Source organism: Gordonia sp. NB41Y (assembly GCF_030718915.1).
Classification (GTDB): domain Bacteria; phylum Actinomycetota; class Actinomycetes; order Mycobacteriales; family Mycobacteriaceae; genus Gordonia; species Gordonia desulfuricans.
In genome coordinates, this window is sequence record NZ_CP132196.1 from 4,398,008 (window position 1) to 4,410,225 (window position 12,218).

Sequence of the window (12,218 nt, forward strand, 5' to 3'; positions counted from 1 at the left end):
GCCGCGTCGATGCGCCGGCACACGACGAGAGGATCTCGACGACGATGAGCGATTCCGGAGCCGGTGTGGTCGTGGTGGGGGCGGGGCTCGGGGCCATCCGCGTCGCCGAGAACCTGCGAACCGGCGGATACACCGCGCCGATCACCCTGATCGGCGACGAACCGTACGCCCCGTACGACCGTCCGCCGCTGTCGAAGTCGGTGCTGCTCGGCAAGGACGACCGGCCCGACCTCAAGGCCGACGAGTTCTACGCCGACTCACAGATCACCCTGCGCCTGGGCACCCGGGTCACCGCGGTCGATCCGGCCGCCAAGACGGTCACCGTCGACGACGGCTCGGAGACCGCGACCCTGGGCTACGACGCACTCGTCCTGGCCACCGGACTCACCCCGCGCCCCTTCCCTGGCGCCGAGAACGTCGGTGGCGTGCACGTGCTGCGCACCTTCGACGACGCGGTGACCCTGCGCGAGGAGATCGACGGCGCGCGGACCGCGGTCGTCATCGGGGCCGGCTTCATCGGCTGCGAGGTGGCCTCGAGTCTGACCGAACGCGGCCTGACCGTCGCCCTCGTCGAACCCGCCCCCACTCCGCTGGCCGCCGCACTCGGTGAACAGATCGGCGCACTGGTCACCCGGATGCACATCGCCCGCGGGGTGGACGTGCGCACCGGGGTCGGCGTCGCCGAGATCGTCGTCGGCGACGAGGGTGCGGTGCGTGCGGTGCGGCTGACCGACGGCAGCGAGTTGTCGGCCGACATCGTCGTCGTGGGCATCGGATCGATTCCGGTCGTCGGCTACCTGGACGGCTCGGGAATCGACCTCGCACCGCGCGAGGCCGGGGGCGGTGTGGCCTGCGACAGCGTCGGGCTCACCGGCGCCGCCGACGTCTACGCCGTCGGAGATGTGGCGAATTGGCGTGACGCCGAGGGTGTTGCACACCGCGCCGAGCACTGGAACCACACCGTCGACCAGGCGGCGATCGTCGCCCGCGAGATCGTCGGCGACCCCGAGGCCACCGCCATCACCGCCTCCGTCCCGTACTTCTGGAGCGACCAGTTCGGCCTCAAGATCCAGGTTCTCGGCAGCCCGACCGCCGACGACACCGTGCACGTCGTCGACGACGACGGCACCAAGTTCCTCGCCTACTACAGCCGCGACGGACTGCTGACCGGCGTCGTCGGCGCCGGCAAGGTCGGTGCGGTGATGAAGACCCGCCCCAAGCTGCAGAACCCGACGCCCATCACCGACGTCGTCCCGGCCGGGTAATCGCCTCGGAGGTGGTCACGCACCGAGTCCGCCCGGTGGGGGCGACTCGACTTGTCGCTGAGCTCCCCGGCGGCTCAACCATCTTGTGCTGGTTGATGATTGAGCCGGTACCGTGCCCGAAGGGCGAGGACCCGTGTCGAAATCTCTGTGGGTGGCGTCGGGTGGGTGGACACCTCGAAGGTGGGCCCGCACCGAGTCGGGCCCGGCGGGGCTTCTGGATCGATCAACATTGTTGGTGTGCCATCTGTTTCGGGTGGTTTCGTGCACGACCTATCGCCCTCAGAAGGGTGGCGGGTTCTCGTCGTCCCAGCGTTGTTGGGCGCGGTCGGCTCGGTGGCGGCGTTGCCGGTGGATGGTGTCGGTCTTGCGGCGGGCGGGGTGGTCGGGTGGTTTGTCGGCGAGGCCGATGAGTCCGGGGAACAGGTTGGTGCCGCGGAAGGCGTTGCCGACGAAGAAGTGTCCGGTGGGTGATTCGAACACGGCGAGGCCGAGGGTGTCGGTGAAGTCGCGCCAGGTGGTGAAGGTTTTGATCCGGTGGTGGAACCGGCACAGGGGTTTGAGGTTCCAGGTGGTGGTGGGGCCGCGTTCGGGGTGGCGGTGGTCGTAGGGGGTGGTGTGGTCGATGTCGCTGGTGGTGGCCTTGTTGTTGCAGCCGGGCCAGGTGCAGCACAGGTCGGCGGCAAAGGCGTAGGCGGTGCGTTGTTTCCCGGGCCGGTAGCGCATGCGTGAGGATCGCTCCATCATGTCGCGGGTGATGCCGGTGCGTTGGGTGAAGTCGCGCATTGCGAGGTCGCGGATGGTGTGGGCGTCGATGATGCCGATGCCGTCGGCGTAGCCGGGGTGGTCGTCGTGGCCGTCGAGGGTGCTCTGGTTGGCGATGACGTGGATGATGGCACCGGCGGCGGGTGGGGTGGCCGCGTTCGGGGTGGGGGTTGTGTGGTGGGTGCACTGGCAGGTGCATTCGGGCTGCTCTGTGGGGTCGGGCTGCTCTGTGGGGTCGGGGTGCTCTGTGGGGTCGGGCTGCTCTGTGGGGTCGGGGTGCTCTGTGGGGTCGGATTGGTCGGTGCTGCTGCCGATTTCGGCTGCGGCACTGTCGCTGTCACTGTCGTCTGGTGCTGGTGCTGGTGCTGGTGTTGGTGTGGTGGTGCAGGTGTGGCATTGGCAGTCGAGGTGGGTGCGGCCTTCGGACATGGCGAGTAGTGCGTCGGAGCGGCGGTGTTCGCGGGTGCGGGGGTCGTCGGGGTGGACGGTGGTGGCCATGGCCTCGATGCGGGCGTTGACCAGTTCGGCGTCGAGTTCGGGGAGGTTGGCGGTGAGGCGGGATTGGCCGGGGACGAAGCGGTCGGGGGTGATGGTGACCTTGCGTTCGGCTTTGGCGTGGGCGCGGCGGCGGTGCAGGGCTGCGGGGTCGGTGGTGGCGACGACGGCGTCGACCATGGCGGTGAAGCGGGCGGTGGACATGGTGTCGCGGCCGAGGATCTGTTCGGCGATGCGGGAGTCGACCTGGGGCATGAGTTCGGGGGTGACGAGGGTGGTGCGGGTGAGCACGATCTGGAAGCGGTGTTCGTCGATGCGGCCTTGGGCGAGGGTGCCGCCGGTCCAGGGGAGGCGGTAGCGCAGGGCGTCGCCGGCGAGGATGAGTTCGCGGGCTTTGCGAGGTGGGACCGACAGGACGGCGCCGATCTGGGCGATGGCTTGTTCGAGGCCGTCGGGTCCGTGCTGGTCGTAGGGGGTGGTGTCGGTGTGGTGGGCGGTGAGGGCGTCGGCGAAGGTTTCGAGGCTGTCGTAGTGGTTGGTGGTGGCTTCGGCGATCTTCTGGTGGTGGTTCTCTTCGTATTCCTCGTACATGAGGGAGGCGGCTTGCATGAGGCGGAACATGGCGGTGGCGCGGGTGGAGGCGCAGTGGGCGATGATCTCGGTGAGATCGGTGGCGGTGAGGTGTTCGTCGCCGCGGAGGCGGTCGGGTACGGGGAGGGTGTCGTCGGTGGCGATGAGGTCGGTCCAGTGTGGATCGCCGTGGGCACCGTCGTCGGCGTGTGCCGACGGTGGTGGGGGGATCTCGGTGGACATGGTTCGAACATACAGACGGGGTCTGACAAAATGCGTGTCGGCGCAGGTGGATCGGCTGCAGCCGATAGGTGGACGTGCCGGCCTGGCGGTCCGACCATGACGGAGGTCTCGTCCTCGAGTGGTGCCGACGGCCGGACCGGCCTGTGGCGCAAGCGATTCGCTGCCCGGTCGATGGAAGATGGTACCCGGTCGACGGATTCGGGTACCCGGTCAGCGTTCGTCCGGTTCGGCGCCCAGCATCCGTTGACGGAGGCTGTCGTAGATCGGGGGAGCGTCGAGCAACTGCGCCACGATCATCGCGGCCGCGCCGGCGGCGAGGATCGCGACCGCGACCGAGGTGGTCGCGGTCATCTCCATCACCAGCACCGCACCGGTCAACGGTGCCCGCACCACCGAGGTGAACAGGGTCGCCATCCCGACCAGCATGAGCGCCGGCAGCAGGTCGGTGCCGAGTCCTGCCCAGAGCAGGTCCAGGACGCGGGCGAACAGCACGCCGCACAGCGCCCCGAGTGCGAGCATCGGGGCGAACAGGCCACCGGATGTGTTGGCCGCGTATGAGAGTGGGCCGGCGGCAAACCGCACCACCAGGATCACGACGAGGGCGATGAACGTCAGGTGCTGACCGGCGAGGATCGCCTGGGTCAGGGTGTCGCCACCGCCGACCAGGTCGGCGTCGACCATCAGCACCGCGCCGATCACGGCACCGATGGCCGCGGACCTGAGCGGCTTGGGGATGTGTGAGACCGCGGCGAATGCAGTCAGGCAGGCGCGGATCAGCCATCCGTAGGCGACACCGAGCAGGGCGAGAAGTCCGCCGAACACGACGAACACCGGCAGCGTGGAGAACGCGGGCTCGGCCACGTCGAAGACCTGGAAGTCGGGATGATCGCCGAGGATCACCCGACTGCACATCACCGCCAGTGCGACCGCCGACATCGTCCACAGGACGTAGCGCAGTCTGAACGTGTGGGCCACCTCCTCCAGACAGAAGAGGGCGCCGCCGATCGGGGCGTTGAACGCGACCGCGAGCCCGGCCCCCGACATCACCGACTGCAGCACCCGGATCTCGTCGGCGGTGGCACGGACGAGCCGGCCGCACAGCGCGCCGATCGCCGCACCCATGTGCACCGTCGGACCCTCGCGGCCGAGGACGAGGCCGCCGATGCCGATCGACAGCAGGCCGCCGACGAAGCGTGCCGGGATGACCTCACCGGTCGGCGGGTCGGCCTCCTTGCGGTCGACTGCCTCGACATGCTGGATACCGCTGCCCGCCGACAACGGGATGCGCGCGCCGATCAGCCCGGCGATCCCGGCGGCCACCGCCGACACCGCGATCGGGACCAGCCAGCCGGCCGGACCGGCATCATGCGCCCAGGCGACGATGTCGAGTCGGAGGCGGTCGGCGCGTACCAGCAGCCAGCGGAAGGCGCCGCCGACGAACCCGGTGATCACACCGGCGACGGCGGCGAGCAGGGTCATCCAGACGACGACCCGGGTGGTGGGGTCGACGTCGGGATCGCCGGGATCGTGGGTGGGCGACTCGTCCGGTTTCTGCGGCGGCACGAATCGACCTTAATGCCGTCGGCGCCCACGGCGCCGCAGCCGCGGACTCAGAACTCGATACGCAGGCGATCCGACGTCGGATGCGCCTGGCAGCCGAGGATGTAGCCGTCGGCGATGTCCTCCGGGTCCAGGGCGCCGGCGTTGTCCATGTCGACCGAACCCTCGGTGAGAGTGCAAGCGCACGAACCGCATTCGCCCTCCTGGCAGGAGTACGGGGCATCCAGTCCGGCCTCGAGCATGATGTCGATCAGGGTGCGTCTGCGCGGCCACGACAACTCGTGTGTCTCACCGTCGAGCTCCACCTCGACGGTCGCGGCGTCGGCCTGTTCCTCGTCGCTGACCTCCTCGAGCACGACGTCGACGAACGGGTCCCCCGACAGCGAGTTGTAGACCTCGGTGTGGACGTCGTGGTGGGCGAAACCGGCGTTCTCCAGGCCCTTGTGCACGGCCTCCATGAACGGTCCGGGGCCGCACAGGTAGGCGGTGTGACCGAGGAAGGCGCGGAACAGGGTGGTGAGCGTGGCCTCCGACGGCAGACCCTGCAATGACTCGAGCCAGTGGACGACGGTCAGCCGGTCGGCGTGGGTGGCCTGCAGTTCGCGCAGCTCGGCGGCGAAGATCACGTCGTCGGTGCCACGGTTGGCGTAGAAGAACACGACGGGCCGGTTGCCGCGGTTCAGGGCGGTCTTGAGGATCGACATGACCGGGGTGACGCCGCTGCCAGCGGCGATGAGCAGCATGGGCTCGTCGAACGATCGGGGGGTGAACACACCCGACGGCGGCAGCACCTCGACCTGAGAACCGGCGGCGAGGTTGTCGCAGACCCAGTTGGAGCCGTAGCCCTCGACGGTTCGTTTGACGGTGACCTTCGGCAGTTCGTCGCCGGCGGGGGAGGACGCGAGGGAGTAGCAGCGCGCCACCGAGCCGGTCTGATCGCTCGGGATGCGCAGGGTGAGGAACTGTCCCGGCTTGTAGTCGGTGAACGCTTCCTTGGCGGTGTCCGGGATCTCGAAGACGATCGAGCGGGCGTCGGCGGTCTCGTCGATGACCTCGGCCACGGTCAGGATCACGCTGCGAGAGCCGTGTGGCGTCAGTTCGGTCATGTCCGGCGGTCTCCTGGATGGTGCGGGGAATGAAATTAGAACGTGTTCTAGTTTGAGAGCGTAGCCGAAAACTCCGGGGCTGTGGAGTGGCCGCTTCCGGGACCAGGGTAATCGCCGGGGCCGGGTCGAGGACTCAGTGCAGGGCCCGGACTCCGTCGGCGAGGAGTGTGCACCCGGTCCGGATGAGCTCGTCGAGGTCGGCGTCGGGGTCGGCGAGCCAGTGCTCGTAGGCGGCGAGGGCGGTGCCCAGGCTCATCCAGCCGATCGTCTGCGGCAGGTGATCGGTCTCCGGGACGCCGAGGCGATGGGCGCAGAACTCGGCGATGACCTGCCGCCAGTCGGCGTACATGAGCATCGAGTGCGCCTGCAGGCTGGGTACCCCGAGCAGCAGACCCATCCGTCGCCGATGGTGTCCGATGGTGTCGGCGGGCACGTGGTTGAAGGCGGTCAGTGCGCGGGTCAGTGCCTCGGCGATCGGCAGGTCCGGGGGGATCTCGTCGAGCATGGCCCGTAGCTCGTCGAGGTGGGAATCGAAGTCGCCCCACGGGATCGCGTTCTTCGACGGGAAGTACCGGAAGAGGGTGCGGCGCGCGATGCCCACGGCGTCGGCGATGTCGTCGACGCTGGTCTCCTCGAAGCCGCTCGCGGTGAACATCTCGATGGCGACGCCGGAGATCTCCGCGCGGGAGGTCCGCGGACGGCGGCCGGGTTGGGCCGACGGCTCGGTCGCCGTGGTCGGGTTGTTCACGCTGGTCACGCTCCCTGCACCTGTTCTCCACCTGTCCATCTGGGCAGCTTTTCTGTTCTGGGGGTGTATTTCTGCACCGGGTGTCATTATAGTGACTCGTGATCCGCATCACTACCCGATCTACAGGAGGTTTGGATCATGGCAGATCAGTCGAGTAAGTCCACTCACGACGCGTCGGTTCCCGCTGACGTGGAGACCGAGCTCGTCGGCGAGTCGCTCGTCGAAGAGGTGTCGATCGACGGGATGTGCGGGGTCTACTGATGTCCTCCCCGACATCTGCCCCGGTTGCCGGTGACCGCCCCGCGGTCACCGGCGGCCGGAGCGCCGACCCAGCGCCCACCCATACGCCCCGTGCCGCAACCGCTTTCGATCTCGACGCGGCGTGGGAACTCAACCCCAAGGTGGCTTTGCGGCCAGAACCGTTCGGCGCCTTGCTCTATCACTTCGGTACCCGCAAGCTCTCGTTCCTGAAGAACCTCACGGTGGTCGGGATCGTGCAGTCGCTGTCCACCTTCGACACCGCCGAGCAGGCATTGTCGGCGGCCGCGATCGACACCGTCGACCGCCCGCTGTACCTGCAGGCACTGGCGACGCTCGCCGATTCCGGCATGATCACCCGTCGCTGATCGATCTTCTCGTCACCCCGGTCGCCGACTGCCCCGGCGTCCTCGTCCACCCCTCCTCTAGTCCAAGGAGAACCCGATGACAACCCTCGAGTTGCCGCCCATCGCAACCGAATCCGAACGCGGTCAGCGTCCCGCGGTCGGTCGGCTGGTCGATCAGTTCGAGCGTGGTCTCGACGCCCCGATCTGTCTCACCTGGGAGCTCACCTACGCGTGCAACCTCGCGTGTGTGCACTGCCTGTCGTCGTCGGGTAAACGCGATCCGCGCGAGCTGTCGACCGAGCAGTGCAAGGCCATCATCGACGAGCTGCAGCGGATGCAGGTGTTCTATGTGAACATCGGCGGCGGCGAGCCGACGGTGCGCCCCGACTTCTGGGAGCTGGTCGACTACGCCACCAGCCATCAGGTGGGGGTCAAGTTCTCCACCAACGGATTACGCATCGACAAGAAGGTCGCCGCACGTCTGGCCGCGTCGGATTACGTCGACGTCCAGATCTCGCTGGACGGCGCGACCGCCGAGGTCAACGACGCCGTTCGCGGTCCGGGGTCCTTCGACATGGCCGTGCGCGCCCTGGAGAACCTGCACGAGGCGGGGTTCGCCGACGCCAAGATCAGCGTCGTGATGACCCGCCAGAACGTCGCACAGCTCGACGAGTTCAAGGCGCTCGCCGACCGCTACAACGCCACGCTGCGGATCACCCGCCTGCGTCCGTCCGGTCGCGGTGCCGATGTGTGGGACGATCTGCACCCGCTGCCGTCGCAGCAGCGTGATCTCTACGAATGGCTTGTCGCACATGGCGACAACGTGCTGACCGGTGACTCGTTCTTCCATCTGTCGGCGTTCGGTGGTGCCAACGGTGGTGGCCTGCCCGGCCTCAACCTGTGCGGTGCCGGTCGCGTGGTCTGCCTGATCGATCCGGTGGGTGACGTCTACGCCTGCCCGTTCGCGATCCACGAGAACTTCCTGGCCGGCAACATCACCACCGACGGTGGCTTCCAGGAGATCTGGCAGCGATCGGATCTGTTCACCGAACTGCGTGAGCCGCAGAACGCCGGCGCCTGCACCAAGTGCGCCCACTTCGACGCCTGCCGCGGCGGCTGCATGGCGGCCAAGTTCTTCACCGGCCTGCCCCTGGCCGGTCCCGACCCCGAGTGCGTCCAGGGCTACGGCGAGGAGCTGCTCGCCGGGGAACGCTCCAAACCGACTGCGAACAAGGATCATTCGCGCGGGACGCCGCTGACGTTGATGACGCGCCGGCCCGACGGCGAGATGGCTCCGATCGGCGGTCCGCCGTCGAAGAGCTGTGACGAGAACCCGCTCGCCGGATTCTCTCTGTAACCCCCACACGGTGATCATCGATTCGCCCGGTCGGCGGCCGGGCGAATCGGTGGTGCCCGCAACACGAGATGGAAAACAGGTAGGAAAACAATGGTCACCAATCCCTGGGCCCGCAACCCCTGGTTCGAAACCGTCACCGAGGCGCAGCGTCGCGCCAAGAAGCGACTGCCCAAGTCGGTGTACTCGTCGCTGGTCGCCGGCACACAGGCGGGGGTGACCGTCAACGACAACACCGAGGCCTTCAAGGAACTCGGCTTCGCCCCGCACGTGGTCGGTGTGCAGCCCGACCGCGAGATGTCGACAACCGTGATGGGACAGGAGATCTCGTTCCCCGTCATGATCAGCCCGACCGGCGTGCAGGCGGTCGATCCCGACGGCGAGGTCGCCGTCGCCCGGGCCGCCGCCGCCCGCGGGACCGCGATGGGCCTGTCGAGCTTCGCCAGTCACCCCGTCGAGGAGGTGACCGCGGTCAACGACAAGATCTTCTTCCAGATCTACTGGCTCGGCAGCCGCGACGACATCCTCGCCCGTGTGCAGCGGGCCAAGGAGGCCGGCGCCAAGGGTCTGATCGTCACCACCGACTGGGTGTTCAACATCGGTCGTGACTGGGGCAGCCCGGAGATCCCGGAGAAGGTCGACTTCAAGGCGCTGCTGCGACTGGCTCCGGAGATCGCGCTCAAGCCGCGTTACGCCATGGACTGGATCCGTGACGGCAAGATCATCATCCCCGACCTCACCGCACCCAACCTGCCGCCGACCGTGGGCACCGCAGGCCCCACCTTCTTCGGCGCCTACTACGAGTGGATGAACACCCCGCCGCCCACCTGGGAAGACCTCAAGTGGCTGCGTGAGCAGTGGGACGGGCCGTTCATGGTCAAGGGCATCACCCGGATCGACGATGCCAAGCGCGCCGTCGACATCGGTGCCTCGGCGATCTCGGTGTCCAACCACGGCGGCAACAACCTCGACGGCACCCCGGCCACCATCCGCGTGCTCGGGCCGATCGCCGACGCCGTCGGCAACGAGCTCGACGTGCTGCTCGACGGCGGTATCCGCCGCGGCAGTGATGTGGCCAAGGCGCTCGCGCTGGGTGCCAAGGCCGTGATGATCGGCCGCGCCTACCTGTGGGGTCTGGCCGCCAACGGTCAGCCGGGCGTGGAGAACGTCCTCGACCTGCTCCGGATGGGTCTCGACGGTGTGCTGATGGGCTTGGGGCGCAAGAGTGTTCACGAGTTGAGCCGCGACGACCTGATCATCCCCGAGGGCTTCGAACGGTCCTACGGCGACGCCTGAGAACACCCTCCACGGCAGAACTAGAACGTGTTACAGTTCTGTCATGGGACAGTTTGACGGCCAGGTTGTCTACATCACCGGTATCGCGCGCGGGCAGGGTCGCAATCATGCGATCCGGTTCGCGCGCGAAGGTGCCGCGATCGTCGGACTCGACATCGCGGGACCCGTGGCCGACCACACCACCTATCCGGCGGCCACCGCCGAGGACCTCGAGGAGACCGTCCGGCTGGTAGAGGAGGCCGGCGGCAAGATCCTCGCCCGGCAGGGCGACATCCGTGACCTGGCCTTCCAGGAACAACTGGTCGCCGACGGCGTCCAGCAGTTCGGCAGGCTCGACCACGTCATCGCCAATGCCGGCATCCTCACCTGGGGCCTCACCTGGGAACTGTCGGAGGCGCAGTTCACCGACGTGCTCGACGTCAACGTCACCGGAACGTGGAAGACGTTGCGCGCCACCATTCCCGCCCTGCTGGCCGGAGAGCGGCGCAGCCGGTCGATCGTGATCGTGAGTTCGGTGGCCGGGCTCAAGGCGATGCCGGTGCAGGCGTCGTACTCGGCGTCGAAGTTCGCGCTCACCGGGATGGCCCAGACCGTCGCGAAAGAACTGGCCCCGCATCGGATCCGGGTCAACTCCATCCATCCGTACGCGGTGGACACCCCGATGGGGGTGGGGGACTCGTCGGCGATGCGGGTGTTCACCGAGATGGGCGAGTACACCCGGTACTTCATCTCGATGATGGACGACTACCCGGTCGCGACCCTCGACGACATCTCCGACGCGGTGCTCTACCTGATGTCGCCGCAGTCGCGCGCGATCACCGGTATGCAGATGCCGATCGACATGGGCAACTCCAAGGTCTGACACCCCGGCTTGACCCACCGATGACCAAGGCCCCCACGGGAATCCGTGGGGGCCTTGGTCATCGGGGTGTGTTCAGTCGTTCCAGATCGACGCCGGGTCGGTGGCGGTGCGGGCCGGACCGGCCGGGGTCTGCGGGGAGGTGCGCGAGAAGCGCGGGGCGACCTGCGCCTGGACGACGCCGTCGATCTCGACGAGATTGGCGCGGGCGGCCATGTGCGGATCGGCGGCCACCTCGTCGAAGTTCAGCACCGGGGAGGTGCAGGCATCGGTGCCCTCGAAGATCTTGGCCCACTCGTCACGGGTGCGGGAGGCGAAGGTCTCGGTGAACACGGCCTTGAGCTCGGCCGAGCGGGTGACGTCGGTCTGGGAGGGCAGGTCGGCGTCGGACAGACCCAGGCCCTTGAGCAGTTCGGCATAGAACTGCGGCTCGATCGCGCCGACGGCCATGTACTTGCCGTCGGAGGTCTCGTAGACCTCGTAGTAGGGGGCGCCGGTGTCGAGCATGTTGGCACCGCGCTCGTCCTTCCACAGGCCGAGGCCGCGGAACGCCCACATCATCTGTCCCAGAACCGAAGCGCCGTCGACCATCGCCGCGTCGATCACCTGGCCGCGGCCCGACGACTGGCGTTCGACCAGCGCCGCGAGCACGCCCATGACGAGGAACATCGACCCGCCGCCGAAGTCGCCGGCCAGGTTCAGCGGCGGCACCGGGCGCTCACCGTTGCGGCCGATCGCATGCAGCATTCCGGTCAGCGAGATGTAGTTGATGTCGTGTCCGGCGAGCTGGGCGCGCGGGCCTTCCTGGCCCCAGCCGGTCATCCGGCCGTAGATCAGGCCGGGGTTGATCGCGGCGAGATCGTCCGGGCCCAGGCCCAGCCGCTCCATGACACCGGGCCGGAAACCCTCGAGGATCACGTCGGCCTTGGCGACCAGGCCCTCGATGATGTCCTTGTCGGCGGGATCCTTGAGGTTGGCCTCCACCACACGCCGGCCGCGCAGCAGGGCGTCGGCCGGGGCGCCCTCCTTGGGCAGACTGCCGGGGCGCTGCACGCGGATGACGTCGGCGCCGAGGTCGGCGAGCATCATCGCCGCATGCGGGCCGGGGCCGATCCCGGCGAATTCGATCACACGAATCCGATTCAGCGGTCCAGTCTTACCGCTGGTGGGTGCTGCGGTGTCACTCATATGCGGTCCCTCCGGTCGAGGTGTGCCACTGTGTCGGGCATCACGATTCGGTTACCAGGATGACACAACCGATCGAGCGCTCGCCAAGTAGGTCTCGGCGGGCGGGCAAGAGCGGTCGATCGCCCCGATTCGGGCGCGCGAGACGGTTACCCGCACGGCGTGACCGC

At 68.0% G+C, this 12,218-nt stretch carries 11 protein-coding genes; 6 read left to right on the forward strand and 5 right to left on the reverse strand.

Features of this window, described 5'->3' with window-relative positions:
- Positions 1-44: 44 nt before the first annotated feature.
- On the forward strand, positions 45-1,265 hold the full coding sequence (locus Q9K23_RS19115; protein WP_053778520.1) for an FAD/NAD(P)-binding oxidoreductase: 1,221 nt from the start codon (positions 45-47) through the stop codon (positions 1,263-1,265).
- A gap of 279 nt (positions 1,266-1,544) precedes the next feature.
- Here Q9K23_RS19115 and Q9K23_RS19120 read toward each other — a convergent pair whose 3' ends face one another.
- The 4 genes from Q9K23_RS19120 to mftR all read right to left on the reverse strand — a co-directional run bounded on the left by Q9K23_RS19120 (position 1,545) and on the right by mftR (position 6,758).
- Positions 1,545-3,335 (reverse strand): DUF222 domain-containing protein, encoded by a 1,791-nt coding sequence (locus tag Q9K23_RS19120; RefSeq protein ID WP_305950241.1) that lies wholly within the window; start codon positions 3,333-3,335, stop codon positions 1,545-1,547.
- 210 nt (positions 3,336-3,545) lie between these two features.
- Positions 3,546-4,814, reverse strand: a complete 1,269-nt coding sequence (locus Q9K23_RS19125) for a chloride channel protein (protein ID WP_082365991.1) — start codon at positions 4,812-4,814, stop codon at positions 3,546-3,548.
- Between the two features lie 131 nt (positions 4,815-4,945).
- On the reverse strand, positions 4,946-6,001 hold the full coding sequence (locus tag Q9K23_RS19130) for a ferredoxin--NADP reductase (protein ID WP_020790274.1): 1,056 nt from the start codon (positions 5,999-6,001) through the stop codon (positions 4,946-4,948).
- 133 nt (positions 6,002-6,134) lie between these two features.
- Positions 6,135-6,758, reverse strand: a complete 624-nt coding sequence (gene mftR / locus Q9K23_RS19135; RefSeq protein ID WP_020790275.1) for a mycofactocin system transcriptional regulator — start codon at positions 6,756-6,758, stop codon at positions 6,135-6,137.
- Between the two features lie 129 nt (positions 6,759-6,887).
- Here mftR and mftA point away from each other — a divergent pair, with 129 nt between their 5' ends.
- The 5 genes from mftA (at position 6,888) to Q9K23_RS19160 (ending at position 10,866) form a co-directional block, all read left to right on the forward strand.
- Positions 6,888-7,010 carry a mycofactocin precursor MftA gene (gene mftA / locus Q9K23_RS19140; protein ID WP_020790277.1) on the forward strand — a complete coding sequence of 41 codons (123 nt, stop codon included), beginning with the start codon at positions 6,888-6,890 and terminating at the stop codon, positions 7,008-7,010.
- A complete protein-coding gene (mftB, locus tag Q9K23_RS19145; protein WP_053777934.1) occupies positions 7,010-7,375 on the forward strand; it encodes a mycofactocin biosynthesis chaperone MftB in 366 nt (121 codons plus the stop codon). The genes mftA and mftB overlap by 1 nt, the downstream gene beginning before the upstream one ends.
- Before the next feature lie 76 nt (positions 7,376-7,451).
- Entirely contained in the window at positions 7,452-8,711 is a 1,260-nt protein-coding gene (mftC, locus tag Q9K23_RS19150; RefSeq protein WP_020790278.1) for a mycofactocin radical SAM maturase, read from the forward strand.
- A gap of 90 nt (positions 8,712-8,801) precedes the next feature.
- On the forward strand, positions 8,802-10,004 hold the full coding sequence (gene mftD, locus Q9K23_RS19155; protein WP_053777933.1) for a pre-mycofactocin synthase MftD: 1,203 nt from the start codon (positions 8,802-8,804) through the stop codon (positions 10,002-10,004).
- Between the two features lie 43 nt (positions 10,005-10,047).
- Positions 10,048-10,866, forward strand: coding sequence for a mycofactocin-coupled SDR family oxidoreductase (locus tag Q9K23_RS19160; RefSeq protein WP_020791930.1), 819 nt, complete (start codon positions 10,048-10,050; stop codon positions 10,864-10,866).
- Positions 10,867-10,938: 72 nt separating this feature from the next.
- Here Q9K23_RS19160 and Q9K23_RS19165 read toward each other — a convergent pair whose 3' ends face one another.
- The gene (locus Q9K23_RS19165) at positions 10,939-12,051 is read right to left on the reverse strand and encodes a CaiB/BaiF CoA-transferase family protein (RefSeq protein ID WP_053777932.1); all 1,113 of its coding nucleotides are present in this window, start codon (positions 12,049-12,051) and stop codon (positions 10,939-10,941) included.
- Positions 12,052-12,218: the final 167 nt, after the last annotated feature.

Excerpts from the sequence above, each read along its gene's own strand:
- Q9K23_RS19115 (WP_053778520.1), top strand. The coding sequence starts at position 45 with ATGAGCGATTCCGGAGCCGGTGTGGTCGTGGTGGGGGCGGGGCTCGGG.
- Q9K23_RS19120 (WP_305950241.1), bottom strand. The coding sequence starts at position 3,335 with ATGTCCACCGAGATCCCCCCACCACCGTCGGCACACGCCGACGACGGT.
- Q9K23_RS19125 (WP_082365991.1), bottom strand. The coding sequence starts at position 4,814 with ATGACCCTGCTCGCCGCCGTCGCCGGTGTGATCACCGGGTTCGTCGGC.
- Q9K23_RS19130 (WP_020790274.1), bottom strand. The coding sequence starts at position 6,001 with ATGACCGAACTGACGCCACACGGCTCTCGCAGCGTGATCCTGACCGTG.
- mftA (WP_020790277.1), top strand. The coding sequence starts at position 6,888 with ATGGCAGATCAGTCGAGTAAGTCCACTCACGACGCGTCGGTTCCCGCT.
- mftB (WP_053777934.1), top strand. The coding sequence starts at position 7,010 with ATGTCCTCCCCGACATCTGCCCCGGTTGCCGGTGACCGCCCCGCGGTC.
- mftC (WP_020790278.1), top strand. The coding sequence starts at position 7,452 with ATGACAACCCTCGAGTTGCCGCCCATCGCAACCGAATCCGAACGCGGT.
- mftD (WP_053777933.1), top strand. The coding sequence starts at position 8,802 with ATGGTCACCAATCCCTGGGCCCGCAACCCCTGGTTCGAAACCGTCACC.
- Q9K23_RS19160 (WP_020791930.1), top strand. The coding sequence starts at position 10,048 with ATGGGACAGTTTGACGGCCAGGTTGTCTACATCACCGGTATCGCGCGC.
- Q9K23_RS19165 (WP_053777932.1), bottom strand. The coding sequence starts at position 12,051 with ATGAGTGACACCGCAGCACCCACCAGCGGTAAGACTGGACCGCTGAAT.